Source organism: Amycolatopsis sp. NPDC003676, assembly GCF_053587275.1.
Genome location: NZ_JBSFNS010000023.1, coordinates 22,062 through 43,064, shown reverse-complemented (window position 1 = coordinate 43,064; position 21,003 = coordinate 22,062). Strand labels below are relative to the sequence as shown.

Here is a 21,003-nt window from a genome sequence, read left to right as displayed (position 1 = left end):
GGTCAGCTGTTGAGCGCCTCGCGCAATTCCCGTACATCGGGACGGTTATGCCACGGCTTGAGCACTCCGACGACCCGCCGGAGTTCTTCTCTCGTGCGGCGGGAGTTCGTTTCCGCCGCGCGATGAGCGGAAGCGAGGCCGGTTTTGGCGGCTTGGTCCGGTTCGCCGGAAAGGGCGAGCGAGTTCGCCATGAGGGACAGGAAGAACCCGTAGTCGCGGCGGGAGAATTGGGTTTCCTTCAACGTCTTCTCGTACAGTTCGACCGACCGCCGCGGCTCGCCCGCTTCGGTGTAGCAGATGGCGGTTTGCATATTCAGAAGAGTCGCGTTGAAGTGCGCGCCCAGCGGCGATTCGATCGGCCCGGCGTCGCCGAGCAGTTTCCACGCGACGTCGAGTTTCCGGTTCACCTGGTCGGCCGACGCGCCGAGCATCGCTTCCGCGCGGGCTTCCTGCTGGGCGGCCTCGGCCTGGAGCCGATGGGGCAGCGACCAGGGGCCCTTGCGCACCGCCCGGGTGAGGATGAGCATCCGCCGCGGGTCGCGTTCGTCGTAGGCGACCTGGGCTTTTTTGAGCAGAATGTAGCCCTGCATCGTGTTGTCGCCCGCCGCCTGCGCCCATTCCATCGCGCGGTCGTGCCAGTACAGCGAGTCTTCCATCTGCCGCCGGTCCCGATAAAGCCATCCGGCGAACTCCGCGCCCTCGGAACCGATTTGCAGCAGGTCCCGCTGATCGTCGGCGGTCGCGTCGCGGGCGATGCGGTCGATGATGTCCAGCACGCCGAGCGTCATCGGAAGCGTTTTGGCCGGACCGCGTTCGCCGTCCTCGTATTTGTACTGGTCGAGCTGTCTGCGGAAATAGTGCGTGACGGTTTTGTCCATGTACCGCCGGGGATTCTCCAGCGCTCGCGCGACGTGCTCGGCGCTGCCTATTCCCAGCGCGGGCAAAGCCGCGACCGGCAGGCCGTTCTTGAGCAGCGAGCGGCGACTGAGCGGGCTCATGACGTCCCATTCTGTGGTCGGAACCGCTGACGGGGCCGCGTCGCCGAGGGCGGGCACGAGCCGGCCGAGGACGCTCGCCGCGACCGTGGCGCGGTCCAGCGGCAGCGCGACGGGCCGCCCGTCCACGATGACGGGGAGCAGGACGCTCGGCGGCCCCCGGCGGTCTGCCTGCGTGCCCTCCCGGAGCAGCTCCTCCAGCCGGGCGGGGCTGATGCGCAGAAGCCGGGCGAGCCGGTCGCGCCGGTGCGGACGAGGTTCGGACCGGCCGGATTCCCACGCCCGGATGCTCTTTTCGTCCGCGGGGAGCAGCGCGGCGAGCTTTTCTTGCGTCAGGTTCGCCGCTTTGCGCGCCCGGACAAGCCCTTCTCGCCGTTCGCCCATGGGCGACACTCCTTCGCCACGAACCGGGGTCGTCAGATTACCGCAGGTCACCGTGTGCGAGGCAAGGCAAGTCGCTCGGTTGCCGCCCGCTTTTCTCCCGGTTTGCTGGCTGGTCCAGGCCACTGGGCGGCTTCATGGTGGTGGGGCACGCGAAGACACTTCCGAAGCCGAGAGGTGCGTCGCATGAAGGCAGCAGAGACGCTCGGCGAGGCGACCCGCACAGGTCATCCGGCAGTGGTCATCGTGTGTTGCGTGCTCCTGCTGCTGGTCCTGCTCTCGATGTGGCTGTGGCGGGCGCGCCGCCCGATCCCGCCGCCGCGCGGCCGGCTGACGGTCCGCGACCTCAAGGCCCGGCTGGACTACGAGGTCCAAGCCGAAATCGAGGAAGCCCGCCTGGCCGAATTCCGCCGGACGGCCGAGGCGGCGGCCGCCGAACGCGCCGAGGAGGACACCGAGGTCATCCCGAAAGTCGAGGACACCGTCGTCTTCCCGGAGGTCCCGAAACCGCGAAAAGGGGAGAAACCCGATAAAGCTCGGTGCGGTTAGGAGCGTCCCGCCCATCGCTCACCGCACCGTTATGCCTGCCCCAGCCTGGCGCGGCACGCCACCTCCCCTGGGCTGGGGCAGGCCTCATCCGTTCAGCGCCACAGGCCTGCCGCGGCGCGGGCGTAGTCGGCGAAGGAGACCGGCGGCCGGCCGGTGATCCGCTGGACGTCGTCGGTCACGTCGGCGGCGCAGTCGTTGCGGATGCCTTCGTACATGGCGGCGTAGAAGTCGGCGACCTGTCCGGGGGTGCCTCCGGCGAGGATGGCTTCGTGGAAGTCGGCTGGGTCCATGGCCTGGTACCGCGCCGGTTTTCCCGCGGCGTCGCCCACGATCGCTGTCATGTCCGAAAAGGACAGTGAATGGGGCCCGGTCAGGGAGCAGGTCTGGTGCTGATGCCCGTCCCTGGGGCGGCGCGGCCGCGGCGGCGTCGTCTACGGCAGGGCGCTGCCCCGTGGGGCATCGGGTTCGGCTACCACTCGGAATTCGCCTTCGCGCGGGCTTTCAAACAGGTTGTCGGTCAGGCCGCCCGGTCGGTATCGGGCGATGCACCATCGCGAGGAGGGCGCTACGGGCACGCGGCGATGACTCGTGCCGTCCGCCTATTCGCTGGGCAGAGCGGCACGACGCGCGATCACGTCCGCGGTTCCGCCGGTCACGTCGAGCAGGCGAGCCAGGGCTAGCCGGGCCGCTTCGGCCGCGTCCTTGCCCGCGGATCTCGTCAGCCGTTCGTCCAGCTGCTTCCGGATCCGGCGGCTGTCGTTGATGAGCTGCCGACCGCGGTCGGTGAGCTGGGCGCGTCGCACTCGGCTGTCGGCGGGATCCGGCACTCTCTCGACGTAGCCGAGCCGCTCCAGTTCGAGAAGGTGCTTCGAGGCCGCCTGCTGGGTGACGCCGAGAAGGCCGGCGAGTTCGGAGACTGTCGGCGCGCGGTCGATGAGGTGCTGGACGACGTATCCGTGGGAGTTGCGCACGCCGGGGTGGCCCGCTTCGTGCAACTCGGCCAGGATCGCCCGGTTCGCGGAACTGCCCGCCAGCCAAGCGAGGGTGGCGAGGTCGATTTCGGCCAGGTCCAGTCGGGTCACAGCGTCCACCATGCAATTGACAACCAAGGTTGTACAACTTAAGTTGTTCTTATGGCCGACGATCCGGTTGCCCTTGCGACCTCCCTGCTGCGGGCACTTGAAGCCGGGCAGTGCGGCGAGGATCTCCGGAAGCACTTCGCTCCGACGGCGTCGACCGTCGAGCATCCGAACCGGCTCAACCCCGAGGGCGCCCGCGCGAACCTGGACCAGATGCTCGCGGCGTCGGAGGCCGGTGCCGGGTTGATGTCCAGTCAGCGGTACGACGTGCGCTCGGCCGTGGCGGCAGGGGGCACTGCGATCCTTCGCCTCACGTGGAGCGGGGTGATCGCGCGTGACGCGGGCCCTTTCCGTCGCGGCGACGAACTCGTCGCGCACATTGCCCAATTCGTCGAAACCGCCGACGGCGTGATCGCTTCAATCGAGACCTTCGACTGCTACGAACCATTCGACCTTTAATGTGTATAACGCCCTATACGGCCTCGCAAGAAAGCACCGCGATCTCCATCCCCGCCAACCGCTCAGCACTCACCACCACTTCATACGCCTGGAGCAAACCCCCGCGAACCTCGATCTTCAGCACTCCCACCAGCCGCCCGGCCGGGGCGAGCACCAACCCGACATCCCCGTCGATCAAAGCCAGCTCGGCCAGCCGCGCGTTCCCCGCGAACAGCTTCGTCCCCCGCGCAACCTCATCCGCCCCACGCAACACAGCAGCAGCACCCGGCGGAAGCATCGCCGGATCGGTAACCCGGACGACATCCGGAGCCAGCACAGTCAGCAACGTCGCCATATCCCCGCCCCGAGCCGCGGACAGGAACGCCGTCACCACTTCCCGGTGCTCGGCCAGTTCAACGGCAGGCACCGCAGGCTCCCCACTCACCCGCAACCGCGCGCGGCTGGCGAGTTTCTTCGCCGTCGCCGGCGTCCGGTCGAGGATCGGCCCGACCGCGTCGAACGGCACCGCGAACAGGTCGTGCAGCACGAAGGCCACCCGTTCGGGCGGGGCCAGCCGGTCGAGGACCACCAGCAGCGCGCGTCCGACCTCCCCGGCCAGCAGGATCTCGTCCTCGGGGACAGTGCCACCGGCGGCATCGGGCACCGAAGAGACCGGCGTTTCCCGACGGGCCCGCAGCGCGTCCAGGCACAGCCGCGAAACGACGGTGGTCAGCCAGCCGCCGAGGTTGTCGACGCCGGACGTCCGGACCAAGCGCAGCCACGACTCCTGCACGACGTCCTCGGCCTCGGCCGCGGAACCCAGCATGCGGTAGGCCAGCGCGTGCAGCCGCGGGCGCTCGTCTTCGAAGCGCCGCGCCAGTGCGTCGTCCATCGGTCACCTTTTCCCGTCTCGATCCGTCATGGGAGTGCCGGCCCGAGGACCAAGGACGAGGAGAGGAACCGGATGACCGTCATGCTAGCGCCCCTGCTGCACGTGGATTCGAGCGCCGACCGCGAGGCGTCGGTGAGCAGGCAGCTGGGCACGTTGTTCGCCGACGAGTGGCGCAGCGGCGGCGGAACCGTGCGCCACCGTGACGTTTCCGCTGATCCGGTGCCGCCGTTGAAGGAGGCGTACGCGCGGCTCGGCCGCCGTGTGGAACGCAAAGGCGTGCTGTCGCTGGAAGACATCGCGACGCTGATCGCGGACGACGACGAACAGCGCGAGTGGGACTTGACTCTGCCGCTGGTCAACGAGGTGCGCGAAGCCCGCGTGGTCCTGCTCGGCGTGCCGATGTACAACTTCGGCGTGCCCGCGACGCTCAAGGCGTGGATCGACCGGATCAGTTTCCCGGGCGTGTTCGTCGACCCGGAGACCGGCCGAAAGCTGCTGGCGGACAAGGACTTCGTGGTCGTCAACGCGCGAGGCGGCGGATACGGCCCGGGCACGCCGCGCGAGAAGTTCGAGTTCCAGGAGTCCTATCTGCGCGCTTACCTCGGCGACAAAGGCGTCGAGCGGCTGACGTTCGTGGCCCAGGAGTTCACCCGGGTCGGCGACGTTCCGGCGCTGGACGGGCTCGAAGACCTGGCCGCCGCGTCGCGCGCGGCGGCCAGGTCTCAGGTCATAGAAACCGCCCAGCAGCTCATCCGGTGAGGTCGGAACACTTCCGCGCGTCCGGATCCTTCGCCCCGCCCGGCGACCACCGGACGTTCGCGAACGACGCGGAGAACGCGCCGTCGGTGTAGACGAGGAACGGCGTGTTGACGCTCTCGAAGTCCAGCCCGCTCGCGAAGCAGGACAACGGGATCTTCACTGTCGACTTCTGCCCGGCAGGCAGATCGCCGAACAGCTTCGTGGCGTTGACCTCGGACGAACACGGGTAGACGCAGTGCAGGCTGACCACCGTCCGGTTGACCGGCGGCGAATGCACGATCACGTCGAACTCGAGCGCGCCGTCGGCGTTCAGGTACCCGCGCAGATCATCGGTGCCGCCGGGATGCTGCGAATACAGCTGCGCCGCGCCCGTGCCGGTCCACGTCGCTTTCAGGCCGTCGCCCTGGACGTTGACGTCGGCCGGCACCACATTGATCTCCGGGTGCGAAGCGGTGCCGCCGGGACCGATCTCGGTGCCGCCCCAGTTCGACGCCGAGCCGATGAAACTCTTGTACGGTGCAGCATCCGTGCGGTCGTAGATCGGCAGGTCCTCGGTCGCGGTGCCGCCGCCTCCGGTCGACCCGCAGCGGGCGGGGCCTTCGGTTTCGTCGAGCTTGCCGACGGTGGTCCGCTGGTGCGAGGTGAGGCCGTAACCGAGTGCGAACAGCGGGTCGTAGCCGGGACTCCAGGGGTTGAGCGGCGTCTGGCACGCGCTCTTCGGCCACGAGTAGGACAGCTTGCCGTGGTACCCGCCGCGATCCTTGCCGCGCACCAGCATGTCCGCGACACCGCCGCCTTCAGTGCCGGGCAGCCACGCGGCGACGAACGCGTCGGAACGGTTGAGCTCCTTGTTGACGTACAGCGGACGGCCGCTGACATACACGGTCACCACCGGCGTGCCCTTGCCGCTGACTTTGTCCAGCAACGCAAGGTCTTCTGGATACAGCTTTGCCGCTTCAAGGCTCTTCCGCTGCAGATCGCCGACGCCTTCCGCGTACGGAGTCTCGCCGACGACAGCGATGACAGCGTCGTAACCCTTCGGGTCGACGGTGCCAGTGGGATCGAACGTGACGTTGGCGAGATCCTCCTTAAGTCCAGCGAGGATCGAAGTGGCACCGGGGAAGTCCGCGTTGGTGTTCCCGGTGCCCTGCCAGGTCAGCGTCCAGCCGCCGGTCTGGTTCTGGATGCTGTCCGCGCTCTTGCCGACCACGAGCACCTTCGCGTTGCGCGCCAAGGGAAGCACATTGCCGTTGTTCTTCAGCAACGTCTGCGACTTGCGCACCGCTTCGCGCGCGAGCGCCTTGTCCGTGAGCGCGTCCGACGAACCGGCGTACCAGCGCTGCGACGGCTTGCGCTCCTCGAACAGCCCGGCGCGCAGCTTGACCCGCAGGATCCGGGTGACCGCGTCGTCGATGCGCGACATCGGGATCTCGCCGCCGCGCACCTGCGCGACCGTGTTGGCGATGAAGGCCTTCCAGTCGTTCGGCACCATCACGACGTCGATGCCCGCGTTGATCGCGCGCGGGCAGCTGGCGTTGGTGCAGCCGTCCACCTGGCCGATGCCGTTCCAGTCCGACACGACCAGGCCGTCGAAGCCCATCTTGCCCTTGAGGATCTGGTTGAGGACCTTGTCGCTGCCGTGGATCTTGCCCTCGTTGATGCCGAGGTCGGGGTTGGTCCAGCTGTTGAACGACGCCATGACCGTCTGCGCGCCCGCGGCGAGCGCGCCGTAGTAGCCCTGGCCGTGCAGGTTGATCATGTCCGCTTCAGACGAAGCGTTGACGCCCTGGTCCTGGCCGTTGGTGGTGCCGCCGTCGCCGATGAAGTGCTTGGCGGTGCCGATCACGCCGTTCGGCCCGATCCGCAGCCGCGCACCGGCCTGCAGGCCGTTCATAGCCTCGTATCCGTAGGCGCGCGTGATGCGCGGGTCCTCGGAGAAGCCCTCGTAAGTACGGCCCCAGCGGTCGTCCTGCACGACGGCGAGCGTCGGCGCGAACGCCCAGTCCTGACCGGTCGAGCGGATCTGCCGCGCCGTGGAGTTTTCGACGTCGCGCACCAGACACGGGTCGTGCGCCGCGCCGAGCGCGATGTTCTGCGGGAAAACGGTAGAGCCGTACACATTGTTATTTCCGTGCACGGCATCTATGCCCCAAATTACCGGAATCTTTGTCCTCGTGGCCTTCGCCGCGTCCCAATAGGAATCCGCGAGTTTCAGCCAGTCCTGCTGGCTGGCGTGCTTGTTCCCGCCGGGCCACGAGCCGCCGCCGTTGAGCACGGACCCGATCGAGTACTGCGTCACCTCGGCCGGCGTGATCGCGGCGATCTCGGGCTGGGTCATCTGCCCGACTTTTTCCTCCAGCGACATGCCGGAGACGATCTGCTTGATCCGCCGTTCGTCGACCGGGTTCTGCGGCATCGCGCTGCGCACCTTCGGCCAGTCGGCCAGCTGGGGCAGCGAGTTTTCGATGCGGGCACAGCCATTCCGGTCCAGCGCGGGCGGGCCGGCGTCGGGCTGGCGCGGGGGAGCGGCGTGCGCGGCCTGGGCGGGGACGAGCCCGCCGAGGAGGACGAGCGCGGCAAGGGCGACCCGGTTCCGGGCGCGCGGGGAGCGAGGAGGTCTGGCCATCGACAGTCCGTTCTGCGGAGGGCGGCCCGGAGCGGGCCCGGTGATCCTGACCGGGCAAACCGGACTCCGTCAATCCGCCGACCGCAGTGGTTCAGTCCACTAACCGGACAGGAAACGGGACATTCGCGGGGCGCGGCGGCCCGTCGCCGGACGGGGATAGATTGATCGCGAAGGCACTGTATTCAAGGGAGGACAAAGCGGATGCGCAAGGAAAAGCCAGACGTTCCGGCCGCCGACGGGACCGCGGACGCGTACCTGGCCGTGCCGGACGGCGGGCCGCATCCCGGGGTGCTGCTCTTCCCGGACGCGTTCGGGCTCCGGCCGCGGATCGAGGAGATGGCCGACCGCATCGCCGAGGCGGGCTACGCCGTGCTGGCGCCGAACCTGCTCTACCGCGGCGGCCGGACGCCGCTGGTGGACTTCTCCGCGCTGGAAGACCCGGAGCGGCGCGGCGAGGTTTTCGGCAAGCTGATGCCGCTGATCGAGGCCCTGGACACCGAGGCGATCACCCGCGACGCGGAGAAGTACCTCGACTGGTTCGCCGCGCAGGACGGCGTCGCCGAGGGCCCGGTCGTGATCACCGGCTACTGCATGGGCGGCACGAACGCGCTGCGCGTGATCGAGGCGTTCCCGGACCGGGTCAAGGCGATCGCGTCGTTCCACGGCGGACGCCTCGCCACCGACCAGCCCGACAGCCCGCACCTGCGGGTCGGCTCGATCACCGGCGAGGTGTACTTCGGGCACGCCGACCAGGACCCGTCGGCCACCTCCGAGCAGATCAAGACGCTGGAGCACGCCCTCGACGAGGCAGGCGTTACTTACCGGTCGGAGGTGTACGAGGGCGCGTCGCACGGGTTCACGATGTCGGACACGGCGGCGTACCACGAGGAAGGCGAGAAGCGGCACTGGGAGAACCTGTTCGCGCTCCTGGAGCGGGTGCGCTGACCCGCTCGTGATCGACCCCGCGCAACAGCGGGCTTGCTGTCCGTGAAGGACTCCTTGGGGGAATCAGATTCCCCCAAGGAGTCCTTCACGGCACGCGGCCGGGCCCTGCGCGCGGAATCGGCGGCGGCCGTTTACGCTGGCCGCATGGCCGAAGGTGCGCTGTGCCGCGAACCGGTGGAGCTGACCGGGCGCGAGCGCTCGGTCCTGCGGAGCGTCGCGGTCCGCGGGACGGAGCCCGAGCTGTTCTGCGAGCTGGAGGCCGGGCACGGCCACGAGCACGCGAGCCAGGTCGGCGGACGCGGCGAGGAGCCGCTGATGTGGCTGCGCTGGTGGCCCGGCCGCCGCGTGCTGGAGACCCGCGCGCTGTGCGGCGCGGAGTCCGACGAGGGCGTGTTCTGCCGGGTGCCCGGCGGGCACGAAGGCAGCCACAGCTACGAGCTGGCCGAGCCCGAAGAGGCCTGGCCGCTGGCCGACGCGGGCCTGTTCGCGGGCCGCCGGTAAAGTCGCTCGACATGCGCGAAGGCTTCCAGGACGACCTGAAACAGCTCGACGGGCGTCTGGCGGCGATGGCCGAGGCAGCCGCCGAGGCGATGCGCCGGGCCACCCGGGCACTGCTGACCACGGATCTGCCGCTCGCCGAACAGGTGCTCAGCGGCGACGCCGACCTCGACGACCAGCGGGCCGCCTGCGAGGACGAGGCGTATTCGCTGCTCGCCCTGCAGGCCCCGGTGGCGGGCGACCTGCGCGCCGTGCTGGCCGCGGTGTACTGCGCGGAGAAGATCGAGCGGATGGGCGACCTCGCCGCGCACGTCGCGGGCACCGCCCGGCGCGGCCACCCGGACCCGACCGTGCCCGCCGACCTCGAGCCGGTGTTCGCGGAACTCGGCGAGGTCACCTCGGCGATGGCCGAGCGGCTCGCCGACCTCGTGCACGGCGAGGCCCGCGGCGGCTACGCCGAACTGAGCCGCGCCGACGAGCGCGTGGACGCGCTGCACGCCCAGGTGATGGCGACGGTCACCGCGCCGGACTGGACGCAGGACCAGCGGATCGCGGTCGCGCTGAGCCTGCTCACGCGTTTCTACGAGCGTTTCGCCGACCAGGCGGTGTCGGTCGCGAAGCGCCTGGAGTTCGCCGCGACGGGCGATCTCCCGGGCTGACCTCCGGCGGCGGACCGCCCGGAGCCTGGTTCGACGGCCGCGGCGGCGAACCGGCGCCGCGGGACTGCGGCGGACCTGCCGGACGGGGCTGTTGCGAGCGCGCCGGACGGGCAGGCGGCTGTGCGGGCGGACGGCCCGGATTCTGCGGCGGCGCGTCAGCGGGACGGGGCTGCGGTGCCGCGGTGCGCATCGGCTGCGAATTCTGCCGCGGGCGTGCCGGACGGGCTTGCGGCTCGGCGGTGCGGATCGGCTGCGAATTCTGCCTCCGCGGCGGCGGACCCCCTGCGGCACGGTCTTCCGGCTGCGGATTCCGCGGACGGGCCGGGCGGTTGCTGGCGTCCCGAGGCGCTGCATCGGGCCGTGGCCCACGCGCCGGCAGCGAACCAGCGTCCTCAGGGCGAACCGGCGCGGCGTCGGGACGGCTCCGGCGTGGTCCCCGTAGCTTCTCCTCGGCCGGAGGAAGCACCGTCGTAGCCTCCGCACCTTCCGGTGCGACACCCAGCAACCCGAACGGCACCTTGCCCGAGAACCGCCGCACCAGCCCGGCCGTCGGAGCCAGCGCGTACCGCTGCAGCAGCAACGCCATCCCGGCTCCGAGCGCGAGCCCGATCAGCACGTCGTGCGGATAGTGCGCCCCGACGAACACCCGCGAAAAGCCCATCGTCGCCGCGAAAGCCGCGAGCCACGGCGCGCCCTTGCGCCACGCGAAAGCCCCGCCGAGCGCGACGGCGGCCGCGATGGTCGAGTGGTTGCTGGGGAACGACCAGTCGCCCGCCGGCGGGCAGACGCCGACGATCGCCTCCGGCGGCAGTCCCCGGCACGGCCGCTGCTCGTGCACGAAGGCTTTCACGATCTCGCTGAGCACGTACGCGACCACCGTGGCCGCCGGGACCAGCAGCGCCGCCGCCATCCGCTCGGGCGAGCCGGTCGGGCGCGCGCGCCACCAGAGCCAGGCGAAGAACGGGGCCACGAGGACCAGGCCGTAATGCGTGTACGCCAGCACGAGAGACTGCACCCAGCCCGGCATCGCCTGGGCGAAATGGGTGATCGCGTCGTACGTCTCGCTGCTGGAAGCTCCGGCCGTGGTCGCCATACAACCCCTCTCCGGTCCGCCGGTTCGCCTGGCGGCCATCTCGCGTTCACCCGAAGGTCACGAGCGTACCGAGCGGCGGAGAGGAGTCCGCGACGCCCCGTGAGTCCGCGGGGACTCTCCGGGACGGATCAGGAGTCGGTGGTGTGCTTGCAGGTCACCGGCTTGCCGGGAGCGGGGGCGCTCGCCTTGGCGAGTTCCTTCGTCTTGTCCAGCAGGATCCGGCAGCGCAGGGTCGCCGCGGTCGACGGCGTCGCGGTGACCGACGCGTCCTGTCCGGCGCTGACCACGACGTCCTGTTTCCACGGCAGTCCGAGCGGGCCGGCGAGCTGGTGCGGCGCGACCTTGTCCTCGTAGCGGTTGCCCGATTCGCCGTAGGTGACGCCGGTGGCCGTGGTCTGCTGGTCGGAGGTGACCTCGTAGGTGATCGCCCACGACTTGCCGGTCGGGTTGGAGCACGCGGCGAGGCCCGCGAGCGCGACAGCCGCGAAGGTAGCGGAGAGTGCCTTCTTGATCACGCTCGGACTGTACCGGAGGCCTTCTTCGGCAGCCCGGCGAGGAACGTCTGCGCGGCCGGTTCCTCGCGCGCGGCCTGGGCGAGGATGCCGAACTGCAGCATGGTGACCACCAGCGACGTCCCGCCCGCGGACACCAGCGGCAGCGTCACGCCGGTCACCGGCAGCGCGCCCGCGACGTAGCCGATGTTGATCAGCGCCTGCGCCACCAGCAGCAAGGTGGTCGTCCCGGCGACGAGCCGCACCCACGGATCGGTGACCCTGGACGCGGTGCGCAGGCCGATCACCGCGAGGTAGCCGAACAGCCCCAGCACCAGGAGACAGCCGGCGAAGCCGAGCTCCTCGCCGACGAGCGCGAAGACGAAGTCGTTCTGGACGTCCGGCAGATAGCTCCACTTCGCCGCGCCCCGGCCGAGGCCGACGCCGAACCAGCCGCCGTCGGCGAGGGCGTATTGCGCCTGTTGCGCCTGGTAGCCGCTGCCGCTCGAATCAGGGTTCGGCGAGAGAAAAGAAAGGATGCGCGCGAGCCGATAACTGGCGAAAAGGGCGAGTACGACGATTCCGACGACACCGCCGGCGAGAATGGCGGCGAACAAGCGTTTCGGCGCGCCCGCGAACCACAGCAATCCCAAGGTGATCAACGCGAGCGTGACCGTGCCGCTGAGATTCGGCTGGGCCAGCAGCAGGGCGCACAACGCGAGCGTCACCGGGATCAGCGGCACCAGCAGATGCCGCCAATGGTGCAGCACACGCTGCTTCGACACGAGCAGATGTGCGCCCCAGAACACCAGCGCGACCTTCGCGATTTCCACTGGCTGCAAGGTGATCGGCCCGGCGGCGAGCCAGCGTTGCGCGCCGCCGTGGTCGGAACCCAGCGGGGTCAGCACGAGAAGCAGCAGCACGACCGCCGCGGCGAGCGCGGGCGTGGCTGCCTTGCGCATGCGGGAAAACGGGATGCGCAGGCCGAGCACGAAGGCGACCGCGCCGAGCGCGACGAAGGTCAGATGCCGGAAAAAGGCTTGGTACACGCCGGTTCCCGCCGTCGGGTTGGCTGCGGCGGCCGAGGACGACAGTGCCATCACCGCGCCGAGCAGTGTCAGCAGCGCCCAAATCGCGGTGATGATCCGGAACGACGCGAGCGGATGCGCGAAGAACTGTCCGATTGCGTGCCGTGCGGGTTTGCTGTCCCGTTCGGTTGGCGACTCCACAGTGGGTGAGTGTGTGCCGAATTGGCGTCGCAGTGGCTGACCGACTCGCCTGTGTGCGGAAAATTACCGTTCGGATTCCTGATTGGCCTGGTCGACGTCGGCCATGTGTTCTTCGGCCCACGTGCGCAACACCGCGAGCGCGGATTCCAGCGATGCACCCAGCGGGGTGAGCCGGTAATGCACCCGAGGCGGCACGGTGGCTTCGACGCGCCGCGAGACAAGACCGTCGCGGACGAGGCTTTGCAAGGTGACCGAGAGCATTTTCTGCGAAACCCCGGGGATGCGGCGGCGCAGGTCGGCGAACCGCACCTCGTCCGGCGCGGCCTCGGCGAGGATCTTGACCGTCATCGACGTCCACTTCGTCCCGATCCGGTCGAGCAGCCGCCGCGTCGGGCAGGCCGGGTCGAACAGATCGCCGCGGGCGGAGGGGGTCACCTCGGGCTCACCACCTGTCGGGAAAGTGCCGTCTTGGCGGCACGTTCTGGGTTACCTACCGTGTGCTGGTAACCAATGGTAACCACAGGAGGTCCGATGAACGCGGTGCGGCAGGTCGAGGCGAACGGGGTGCGGCTGAACGTCGCCGTCTCCGGGAGCGGTCCGGCGGTGGTGCTGCTGCACGGGTTCCCGCACACCTGGCAGCTGTGGAGCAAGGTCATCCCGACGCTCGCCGAGCAGTACCGAGTCATCGCGCCGGACCTCCGCGGCCTGGGCGGGAGCGGCCGTCCGGAGAGCGGTTTCGACGCTGGAGCCGTCGCCGACGATGTCGCGGCTTTGCTTGACGCGCTGGGGGAGGCGGACGCCGACGTGGTGGCGATCGACCTGGCGGTGGCAGGCGCGTTGCTGCTGGCGCTGCGGCAGCCGGAGCGGGTGCGCCGTCTGGTGCTGACGGAGTCGCTGCCCTGGGGTTTCCCGGCCAGCCCGCCGTGGTGGTTCGGTTTCCACGCGGTGCCGGGCCTCGCCGAGACTGTCCTTAATGGACACGAGGCCGAGTACGTCGGCTGGTTCCTCGACCAGGGCACGCTCGGCCGCGGCGTTCCGGCGGACCTCCAAGCAGCGTTCGCCGAGGCGTACGCCGGGACCGACGCGCTTCGCTGCGCCTTCGAGTACTACCGGGCGTTGCCGGAAAGCGCCCGCCAGCTGACCGAAGCGGCGGCGAAGCGGCTGACCGTCCCGACGCTGGCGATCGGCGCGAATCCGGTGGGCGACGCGCTGGAACAGCAGCTGCGCCCGATCGCCGACGACCTCACCGGGCACGTGCTGCCGGACTGCGGACACCTGGTCCCGCTCGACCGGCCGCGCGAATTCCTCGATCTGCTGCTGCCGTTCCTGTCCCGGGAGATACTGGCCGGGTGTCGTTGACGTCCGAGCTTGCCGACCCGCGAGGGACACTCGCGCGCTGGTGCGCTCGCGTCTTCACCGGCACGGCCGCGGCCGCGCGCCGGGTCGAGGAGGCGACGAACGGCGTGCGCCCGATCCGCCCCGCGCTCGCCCGCCCACCGCGCCAGCACTGGGCCGAGATCGGCGGCGCGTTCGGCCAGCGGATCGCGGACCTCGTGCAGCCCGCGCCGCCGTACTACGCGCTGCTCGGCATGGTGCGCGCGCAGTGGGGCAGCGGTCCGTGGGCGCACGCCCAGGCCGCCGCGTACCCGACGCACGACGAGCTGCCGCCGGAGTACCAGGCGCGGGCGCTCGGCATCCGTCCGGCAGCAGCGACCTGGCTCGACCTCGGCGACGGCATGCCTCGCGGCGAGGCGCTCCCGGGTGCCGAGGAGCTGTGGGGTGAACTGCTGGAACGCGCTCGCCGCTATCAAGCTCAGCACGCCCCGCCCGGCGTGCTCGGCGGGCCGGGCGCGGAGGCCGGCCTGGCTCGGACGAACTGGGTGCTGTCGGCGTGCGAGGACATCTACCGCTCCGGCAAGATCGACCCCCGGCTCTCGCGGGTCGTCGACGGCGGCGGCACGATCGCGGACCTGCGCGCCCTGCCCGCCGACGCGGCGGTGACCGAACTGGCGGAACTCGCGAAACGCTTACACGACAACGGTGCGCTGTGGGAACTGCGCCGCCTCGCCGGTGCACCGCCCGAGGGCTATCCGCTCGGCATCGCCGGGCCGACCATCGTGCCCGGCTGGGCGGACGGCGACCTCCTGCTCGGGAAGCTCGATCCCGAAGCGGGGATCGCCGAGGGCACGCTGCTGGACGTGAAGACCGTGCTGACCGTCGGCGATCCGGACCGGGCCGGGCGCTGGCTGTGGCAGATCCTGCTGTATGCCTGGCTCGACGTCGCCGACCTGTACCGGATCCGCGAGGTCGGGCTGCTGCTCGGCCGGCACGGCAAGCTGGTCTGCTGGCCGGTCGACGAATTGGCTGCGGACCTGCTCGGCGGGGATGGCCTGGTCGATCACCGTCGCGACGAGTTCAGGGACATGGCGCGCGGGCTGCTCGACTCGGTCGGGTTGAGCTTGGCCGACGACTGAACCGCGGGCCGCTTCGTCGCACCGCGACCGGCGAAACAGACCGCGCCGAGCACGATCACGCAGCCGACGAGCTGGACCGCGCCGGGTCGTTCGCTCAGCAGCAGGAATCCGAAGGCGACCGCGCCGACCGGCTGCAGCAGCATCATCGTCGCGCCGGTCGAGGCCGCCAGCCGAGGCAGCGCGCCGGCGATCAGCAGCCACCCGATGACCTGGCCGACCAGGGCCAGCGCGGCGAACCAGCCGAGCGAGGGGAGGCTGGGCGTGAGGTCGAGGCGGCCGAACGGCAGTCCGAGCGCGACCGACACGAAGCCCGCCGACACGGTCGCCAGCGACAGCGAACGGACCTGCGTCGCGGGGCTGCTGCTGAGCCGGAGCAACAGCAGGTATCCCGAGTAGCCCGCCCCGGCAGCGAGCGCGAAAACCATGCCCAGCACCGGGTTCGAGCCGCTCATCGACGAGCCGAACACGCCGCCCGCGAGCACGATGCCGACGATCAGCGTCGGCGCGACGAACTTGAACCGCGGGTCCGGCCGCTCCTTGAGGAAGACGAACGCGAGCAGCGGCACGATCACCACCTGCACCGAAAGCAGCATGGTCGCGACGCCCGCGCCGACGCGCGGGATCGCTTCGCCCCACAGGACGAAGTCGAGTCCCAGTCCGAGCCCGGCCAGCAGCGGCAGCAGGATCTTCGCGCGCACGCGGGTCCGGCGCGCCTCGCTGAACGCCAGCACCGCGAGCAGCGGCAGCGCGAGGGCGCAGCGCCAGAACGCGCTGGTCGCCCCGCTGGCCCCGGAAACCTTGATGAGCACCGAGGTCAGCGCGATGCAGAGGCAGCCGGCCGCGGCCAGCAGCCGAGGGTCGGCGCGGCCGGTGAGGGCGGCGATCGGGCCGGCGGTCGGCAGCGTGGCGGGTTCGGTGGTCATGCCTTCTATCGTGGGGCCGCTAACTATCAAGGACAAGTGAATGTTCCTGCGGTAAATCCGGTAGCATCACTACCGTGTTCAGTGTGGATCGGATGCGCGCCCTGCACGCGGTCGCGCAGCACGGCTCGGTCGCCCGCGCGGCGGCGGCGCTGCACGTCACGCCGTCCGGGGTGTCGCAGCAGCTGGCGAAACTGGAGCGGGAAGCGGGCCTGGCGCTGTTGGAACCGCGCGGCCGGACCGTGCGGCTCACGCGCGCCGGGCAGGTGCTGGTCGGACACGCCGAACGCGTACTGGCGCAACTCGCCGAAGCGCGCACGGATCTCGAACGGTTGCGGGAGGACGTCTTCGGGCCGTTGCGGATCGGGTCGATCGCGACGTGCGTCCACGCCCTGCTGCCGCCCGCGCTCGCCACGCTCACCGAGCAGCATCCGCGGCTCAACGTGACGCTGGGCGAGGGCGAAGCTGAACAAACGTTGCCGAAGGTGCTCGCCGGCGACCTCGACGTCGCGGTGTTCGAAAGCTGGGCGGACCGGCCGACCGTGGTGCCGGCGGGGATCACACAGGTCACGCTGTTCTCCGACGTCGCCGATCTCGCGCTGCCCGCCGGGCACCGGCTCGCGCACCGGCGCACGGTCGATCTCTCCGAGGTGGACGACGTGGCGTGGATCAGCTGGACCGGCCGTTCCGGCTGCTACGAATGGCTCGTGCACGTGCTCCGTTCGCAGGACCTCGAGCCGCGGATCAGTTGCACCATCGGGAGTTACGTGACGCAGCTGGCGCTCGTCGCGGGCAACGTCGGCGCCGCGCTCGTCCCGCGGCTCGCGCGCGGACCGGTGCCCGACGGGGTCCGGATGCTCGCGACCCGGCCGGTGCTGAACCGCACGATCATCGCCGCGTGCCGGTCCGGCGAGGAGGCGCACGGCGGCGTCCGGGCGGCGCTGGAGGCGCTCGGCGAGGCGTCGGCGACTTATGTGAATCACTGAATTTTCCTTGCGCGGCTGCCATTTCCGGCCGGTTCGGCCCTAGAGTCGGGATCGACGAGCAGGGGAGCCGCCCATGACCGCCGAGGATGCCGCCCGCGCCTTGCGGGCCAGATTGCTCGCCGAGCAAGTACACACTTCCGGTCCGCAGTACGAATCGGCGGCCACGGTCTGGAACGCCGCCGTCGCCGCGCGGCCGGACGTGGTCGTGGAATGCCGGAGCACAGCCGATGTCCAAGCCTCAGTGCGTGTCGCGCGCGAACTGGGCCTGTCGTTGTCCGTGCGCAGCGGCGGTCACGACTGGGCCGGACGCGCGCTGGCGGACGGCGGGATCACGCTCGATCTGCGTCCGTTGAACCGGGTCGCGGTCGATGCCGGACGGCGAGCCGCGGTGGTCGGCGGCGGTGCGCGGGCCAACGATGTGCTTGCCGCGGCTGAGGTGCACGGCCTGACGGCGGCAGTCGGCACGATTGGCACGGTCGGCTTCGCCGGGCTCGCACTCGGCGGCGGATACGGGCCTTTCCTCGGGAAATACGGGCTTGCCGCGGACAACCTGCTCGGTGCGGAGATCGTCCTCGCGGACGGCGAAGTCGTGCTCGCCAACGCTTCGCGGCTGCCGGACCTGTGGTGGGCGCTGCGGGGCGGCGGCGGGAACTTCGGCGTGGTGACGTCGCTCGGAGTGCGGCTGCACGCGGCACCGCACATCACGACCGGCCCCGTCTGGTATCCGGCGACTGAGGCGGCTCGGGTATTCGCCGCGGTCGCGGAAATCCAGGCCGAGGCACCGGACGAACTCACCGTGCAGACCGGGGTCCTCGCCGGTGCGGACGGTTCGCTGTGCGTGCTGGTCTGGCCGACGTGGTGCGGCAGCGCTGATCCCGACGGCTTCTTGGCCCGGCTCGGACCGCCGCTCGCCTCGCAAATCGCTCCGGTCTCGTCGTACGCGGCAGAGATCGCTCGTCGCGACGAGATGTTCCCCGGCGGCCGGTCGGTCACCATTCGCACGCGGTCGCTGTCGGCGTTCACTCCGGAGATCGTCTCGGGGCTGATGCGGCAGGCGGAAGCCCGGACGTCGCCGTTGTCCGGACTGTCGATCCACCACTTCCACGGCGTGGCTTCCCGGATCCCGGTGGCGGTCACGCCGTTCCCGCTGCGCGAGGACCATCTGATGGTCGAGGTGCTCGGGCTGGGGGAGGGCAATGACGACCGGGCCTGGGCGGATGCGACCTCGGCCGCGCTGGCCCCCTACGCCTTGCCGGGCGCGTACGCGAACCTGCTGGGGCCGGATGTGTCTTCCGCCGAGCCGTTCGGCCGCCACACCTCCCGGCTGCGAGACATCAAACACCGCTACGACCCGGACGGAGTTTTCCGCGCCATCCCGCTCGCGTGACCCTTTTTACCGAGTACATTGGTAAAAACGAAGCCGGGTGGAAGGGAGCGGGCCGTGGCCTATGTGATCGCGGAGCCGTGCGTGGACGTGATGGACCGGGCGTGCGTGGACGAATGCCCGGTGGACTGCATCTACGTCGGCGAACGCTCGCTCTACATCCACCCGGACGAATGCGTGGACTGCGGCGCCTGCGAACCGGTGTGCCCTGTTGAAGCGATCTATTACGAGGACGACCTTCCGGAGCGCTGGCGCGTCTACGCCGAGGACAACGCCCGGTTCTTCAGCGAAACCCTGCCCGGCCGCGCCGCGCCGCTGGACAGCCCCGGCGGAGCGGTGAAACTCGGCGATCTCGGGGTGGACACGCCGCTGGTCGCCGGGCAGCCGCGCCCGGAGATGCAGTCGTGAACCAGGTGATCTTGGACCGGTTGGGGCAGTCCGCGACCGGAGATCCCCGCGCAGCGGTAGTTTGCCCTAGTCTGCTCGGTTAAACTGTCCCGCATGAGCGAGCAGACGCTGACCGACCCGCCCGGCTCCCGTGCATTGGGCGAGAGCCGGGCCCGGGTGCTGGACGCGCTGCGTTCGGCGGGCGGTCCGGTCGCGGTGCAGGACGTCGCCGCGCAGGTGGGATTGCACGCCAACACCGCGCGCTTCCACTTGGACGGACTGGTCGAATCCGGCCTCGCCGAACGCCGCGTCGAAGACCGCACCCGACCCGGTCGCCCGCGCACTGTCTATGTCGCGATCGCCGAGGAGGCCGCCGAGGGACGGCGCAGCTACCGGCTGCTCGCGGAAATGCTGACCGGCATGATCGCGGAAAACGTGGCTGATCCCGGCAAGGCCGCGGAATCCGCCGGGGAAGCGTGGGGCCGCTACCTGGCCGATCGTCCGCCGCCGACCCGGTGCGTCGACGAGGCCGAGGGCCTCCGGCGACTGTCCACTGTGCTCAGTGATGCCGGATTCGCCCCGGACCCGGACGGTGACCTCGAGGCACCGGTGATCCGGTTGCGGCACTGCCCGTTCCGGGAGGTCGCGGAGGAGCGGCGGGATGTCGTGTGCGGGCTGCATCTCGGGCTGATGCGCGGCGTGCTGGCCGAGGTGCGCGCGCCGTTGACGGCGGATCGGCTGGAGGCGTTCGTCGAGCCGTCGTTGTGTTTGGCGCATTTGAAGCCGACGGCGAAGCGTCGCCGCTGACCGGAAAACTGATCGCCTTTTCCTTTTGGCCGGGCCTAGGCTTTCGCCATGTTCGAATACCACGGGTGGATCAGTCTTCGCTCGACCGCCGAAGCGGTTGACGACGAACCGCCGCTTCGCCTCGACGAAATCCAGGCCCTGGTCGACGACTTGGCCGGCTACGCGCTGATCGATCTCCAGCCGATGAACGGGTGGTACTACATCCACCTCGGCGGGCACCCGAATCACCGAGGGCAGCAGGGCGCCGAGGTGATCGACTTGTTCGCGAAAGTCGGGCGGCTCGCTCCGGGGTCGTACGGGCTGCTGTACGTCCACGACGACGAACATCCGGAGCACCAGCTGAGCTTCCGGGTCTTCCGGCTGGTCCGCGGCGAGGTCACCGAGCACGCGGATCACCTTCTGTCGCCGGTGATCCCCACCTTGGAGGACGAGGAGCCGAGCTGGTCGGCAACTGTCTGATGTGGATGGTCGATGCGGCGAAGCGTGGCAGGGAAAGGATTCCGCTGCTCGCGACCGATCGGCGGCAGGAGCGTGAAGCCGGTCCGCGGCGGCCGGGGCGGGGGAGGCCGGCCGCCGCGGAGGGACGCGCCGAAGGGGAGTCGGCGCGGGCACAGGGGTCAGGCCGGGACCGCGGCGCGGCCGATCCGGACCTGCCACTTCTCCGGCCCGGATTCCACGTACTCCCAGGTGAAATCCTCGCCGTGCGCGGCGGTGAACTCGCGGCGCAGCGGCTTCGGGTCGTGGTTGTTGACGAGCACGAACGATTCCCCGGGCGCGAGCCGCGCGTAGCGGCCGAAGATGCGCGGATGCCGGGTGCCGTGCGGGATTTCGCGGACGTCCAGGACTTCCGCGCGGTCCAGCTCGCCGCCGTCGAGGAGCGTGCGGAGGTCGTCGACGAGGACGGGGACATCGGCGCCGGGGAGGTCGGCCAGCGCGGGCAGCAGGACATTCGTCTCGGCGTCCAGGTAGGCGGCGAGCAGCGCGTCCAACGCCTGCGCGGCATGGCTGACCTGGGCTGAGGTGTCGGCTTCCCGCAGTTCGCCGACGGAGCGGAGCACGGAGTCCTGGATCCGCCGCAGGGCGCGGACCAGCAGCCGGGTCGCGGGGGCTCCGGCGGCGGTCGCGTTGAGGACGCGGTCGGCGGCGGACAGGTACTCGGTCAACGGGCCCGAGGCGAACGCGATCAGCCGCGCGTTGGCCTCCGCGCGAGCGCTGCCGTCGAGCTGGAGTTCCGTGACCACGGCGGCTTTTTCCCGGTACTCGGCCAGAATCCGGCCGGATCGGGCCCGGAGGTCCTGGCCGGCCCGGAGCGCCGGGTCGGTGCTGGTGCCGTTGATGTACACGTCGGACGAGCCGGTCACGGGAACCTCCCGGAAAGAGTATTTACGAGAATAATAGTGCAAAAGAGCGG

24 protein-coding genes are annotated in these 21,003 nt (G+C 70.2%); 13 read left to right on the top strand and 11 right to left on the bottom strand.

The window, feature by feature from the left end; genetic code table 11:
- Positions 1–2 precede the first annotated feature (2 nt).
- Positions 3–1,379, bottom strand: a complete 1,377-nt coding sequence (locus ACWDNU_RS16670; RefSeq protein WP_370936626.1) for a helix-turn-helix domain-containing protein — start codon at positions 1,377–1,379, stop codon at positions 3–5.
- A 183-nt stretch (positions 1,380–1,562) separates the two neighbouring features.
- On the opposite strand from ACWDNU_RS16670, the gene ACWDNU_RS16665 reads away from it, so the two are divergent.
- Positions 1,563–1,925, top strand: coding sequence for a hypothetical protein (locus ACWDNU_RS16665; RefSeq protein ID WP_370936627.1), 363 nt, complete (start codon positions 1,563–1,565; stop codon positions 1,923–1,925).
- 92 nt (positions 1,926–2,017) lie between these two features.
- Here ACWDNU_RS16665 and ACWDNU_RS16660 read toward each other — a convergent pair whose 3' ends face one another.
- Positions 2,018–2,266 carry a hypothetical protein gene (locus ACWDNU_RS16660; RefSeq protein ID WP_449669473.1) on the bottom strand — a complete coding sequence of 83 codons (249 nt, stop codon included), beginning with the start codon at positions 2,264–2,266 and terminating at the stop codon, positions 2,018–2,020.
- Between the two features lie 258 nt (positions 2,267–2,524).
- On the bottom strand, positions 2,525–3,007 hold the full coding sequence (locus ACWDNU_RS16655; RefSeq protein WP_370936629.1) for a MarR family winged helix-turn-helix transcriptional regulator: 483 nt from the start codon (positions 3,005–3,007) through the stop codon (positions 2,525–2,527).
- Between the two features lie 51 nt (positions 3,008–3,058).
- Between ACWDNU_RS16655 and ACWDNU_RS16650 the strand changes: the two genes are divergently transcribed.
- Entirely contained in the window at positions 3,059–3,463 is a 405-nt protein-coding gene (locus ACWDNU_RS16650; protein WP_370936630.1) for a nuclear transport factor 2 family protein, read from the top strand.
- A 13-nt stretch (positions 3,464–3,476) separates the two neighbouring features.
- Here ACWDNU_RS16650 and ACWDNU_RS16645 read toward each other — a convergent pair whose 3' ends face one another.
- Entirely contained in the window at positions 3,477–4,334 is an 858-nt protein-coding gene (locus ACWDNU_RS16645) for a sigma-70 family RNA polymerase sigma factor (protein WP_449669472.1), read from the bottom strand.
- A gap of 72 nt (positions 4,335–4,406) precedes the next feature.
- On the opposite strand from ACWDNU_RS16645, the gene ACWDNU_RS16640 reads away from it, so the two are divergent.
- Entirely contained in the window at positions 4,407–5,093 is a 687-nt protein-coding gene (locus ACWDNU_RS16640; RefSeq protein ID WP_449669471.1) for an FMN-dependent NADH-azoreductase, read from the top strand.
- Here the strand turns inward: ACWDNU_RS16640 and ACWDNU_RS16635 are convergent.
- The gene (locus tag ACWDNU_RS16635; protein WP_449669470.1) at positions 5,083–7,719 is read right to left on the bottom strand and encodes a glycoside hydrolase family 3 protein; all 2,637 of its coding nucleotides are present in this window, start codon (positions 7,717–7,719) and stop codon (positions 5,083–5,085) included. The two genes, ACWDNU_RS16640 and ACWDNU_RS16635, sit on opposite strands and share 11 nt — an antisense overlap.
- A gap of 201 nt (positions 7,720–7,920) precedes the next feature.
- Here ACWDNU_RS16635 and ACWDNU_RS16630 point away from each other — a divergent pair, with 201 nt between their 5' ends.
- The 3 genes from ACWDNU_RS16630 to ACWDNU_RS16620 all read left to right on the top strand — a co-directional run bounded on the left by ACWDNU_RS16630 (position 7,921) and on the right by ACWDNU_RS16620 (position 9,821).
- Positions 7,921–8,664, top strand: a complete 744-nt coding sequence (locus tag ACWDNU_RS16630; RefSeq protein WP_449669469.1) for a dienelactone hydrolase family protein — start codon at positions 7,921–7,923, stop codon at positions 8,662–8,664.
- Between the two features lie 144 nt (positions 8,665–8,808).
- Positions 8,809–9,165 (top strand): hypothetical protein, encoded by a 357-nt coding sequence (locus tag ACWDNU_RS16625; RefSeq protein WP_370936635.1) that lies wholly within the window; start codon positions 8,809–8,811, stop codon positions 9,163–9,165.
- An 11-nt stretch (positions 9,166–9,176) separates the two neighbouring features.
- The gene (locus ACWDNU_RS16620) at positions 9,177–9,821 is read left to right on the top strand and encodes a phosphate signaling complex PhoU family protein (protein ID WP_370936636.1); all 645 of its coding nucleotides are present in this window, start codon (positions 9,177–9,179) and stop codon (positions 9,819–9,821) included.
- Here ACWDNU_RS16620 and ACWDNU_RS16615 read toward each other — a convergent pair.
- The 4 genes from ACWDNU_RS16615 to ACWDNU_RS16600 all read right to left on the bottom strand — a co-directional run bounded on the left by ACWDNU_RS16615 (position 9,733) and on the right by ACWDNU_RS16600 (position 13,069).
- Positions 9,733–10,914 carry a phosphatase PAP2 family protein gene (locus tag ACWDNU_RS16615; RefSeq protein ID WP_449669468.1) on the bottom strand — a complete coding sequence of 394 codons (1,182 nt, stop codon included), beginning with the start codon at positions 10,912–10,914 and terminating at the stop codon, positions 9,733–9,735. The two genes, ACWDNU_RS16620 and ACWDNU_RS16615, sit on opposite strands and share 89 nt — an antisense overlap.
- 128 nt (positions 10,915–11,042) lie before the next feature.
- The gene (locus tag ACWDNU_RS16610; protein WP_449669467.1) at positions 11,043–11,429 is read right to left on the bottom strand and encodes a hypothetical protein; all 387 of its coding nucleotides are present in this window, start codon (positions 11,427–11,429) and stop codon (positions 11,043–11,045) included.
- Positions 11,426–12,634: a putative lipid II flippase FtsW gene (gene ftsW, locus ACWDNU_RS16605; protein WP_449669466.1), complete on the bottom strand. Its 1,209-nt coding sequence runs from the start codon at positions 12,632–12,634 to the stop codon at positions 11,426–11,428. Before ftsW ends, ACWDNU_RS16610 begins: the two co-directional genes overlap by 4 nt.
- A 63-nt stretch (positions 12,635–12,697) precedes the next feature.
- Complete coding sequence (locus tag ACWDNU_RS16600; protein WP_354735103.1) at positions 12,698–13,069, bottom strand: winged helix-turn-helix transcriptional regulator; 372 nt, start codon at positions 13,067–13,069, stop codon at positions 12,698–12,700.
- Between the two features lie 96 nt (positions 13,070–13,165).
- On the opposite strand from ACWDNU_RS16600, the gene ACWDNU_RS16595 reads away from it, so the two are divergent.
- Positions 13,166–13,993: an alpha/beta fold hydrolase gene (locus ACWDNU_RS16595; RefSeq protein ID WP_449669465.1), complete on the top strand. Its 828-nt coding sequence runs from the start codon at positions 13,166–13,168 to the stop codon at positions 13,991–13,993.
- Entirely contained in the window at positions 13,984–15,108 is a 1,125-nt protein-coding gene (locus tag ACWDNU_RS16590; protein ID WP_449669464.1) for a hypothetical protein, read from the top strand. Before ACWDNU_RS16595 ends, ACWDNU_RS16590 begins: the two co-directional genes overlap by 10 nt.
- Here ACWDNU_RS16590 and ACWDNU_RS16585 read toward each other — a convergent pair.
- The gene (locus ACWDNU_RS16585; RefSeq protein WP_449669463.1) at positions 15,033–16,031 is read right to left on the bottom strand and encodes a DMT family transporter; all 999 of its coding nucleotides are present in this window, start codon (positions 16,029–16,031) and stop codon (positions 15,033–15,035) included. The genes ACWDNU_RS16590 and ACWDNU_RS16585 overlap by 76 nt on opposite strands.
- Before the next feature lie 92 nt (positions 16,032–16,123).
- Here ACWDNU_RS16585 and ACWDNU_RS16580 point away from each other — a divergent pair, with 92 nt between their 5' ends.
- The 5 genes from ACWDNU_RS16580 (at position 16,124) to ACWDNU_RS16560 (ending at position 20,051) form a co-directional block, all read left to right on the top strand.
- Positions 16,124–17,014, top strand: a complete 891-nt coding sequence (locus ACWDNU_RS16580) for a LysR substrate-binding domain-containing protein (protein ID WP_449669511.1) — start codon at positions 16,124–16,126, stop codon at positions 17,012–17,014.
- Positions 17,015–17,087: 73 nt separating this feature from the next.
- Positions 17,088–18,401 (top strand): FAD-binding oxidoreductase, encoded by a 1,314-nt coding sequence (locus tag ACWDNU_RS16575; protein ID WP_449669462.1) that lies wholly within the window; start codon positions 17,088–17,090, stop codon positions 18,399–18,401.
- A gap of 54 nt (positions 18,402–18,455) precedes the next feature.
- Positions 18,456–18,806, top strand: coding sequence for a ferredoxin (gene fdxA, locus ACWDNU_RS16570; RefSeq protein WP_449669461.1), 351 nt, complete (start codon positions 18,456–18,458; stop codon positions 18,804–18,806).
- Between the two features lie 93 nt (positions 18,807–18,899).
- Positions 18,900–19,592: a helix-turn-helix transcriptional regulator gene (locus ACWDNU_RS16565; protein ID WP_449669460.1), complete on the top strand. Its 693-nt coding sequence runs from the start codon at positions 18,900–18,902 to the stop codon at positions 19,590–19,592.
- A 48-nt stretch (positions 19,593–19,640) separates the two neighbouring features.
- Entirely contained in the window at positions 19,641–20,051 is a 411-nt protein-coding gene (locus tag ACWDNU_RS16560; protein WP_449669459.1) for an Imm7 family immunity protein, read from the top strand.
- Between the two features lie 158 nt (positions 20,052–20,209).
- Here ACWDNU_RS16560 and ACWDNU_RS16555 read toward each other — a convergent pair whose 3' ends face one another.
- A complete protein-coding gene (locus ACWDNU_RS16555; RefSeq protein WP_449669458.1) occupies positions 20,210–20,953 on the bottom strand; it encodes a DUF2249 domain-containing protein in 744 nt (247 codons plus the stop codon).
- Positions 20,954–21,003 lie beyond the last annotated feature (50 nt).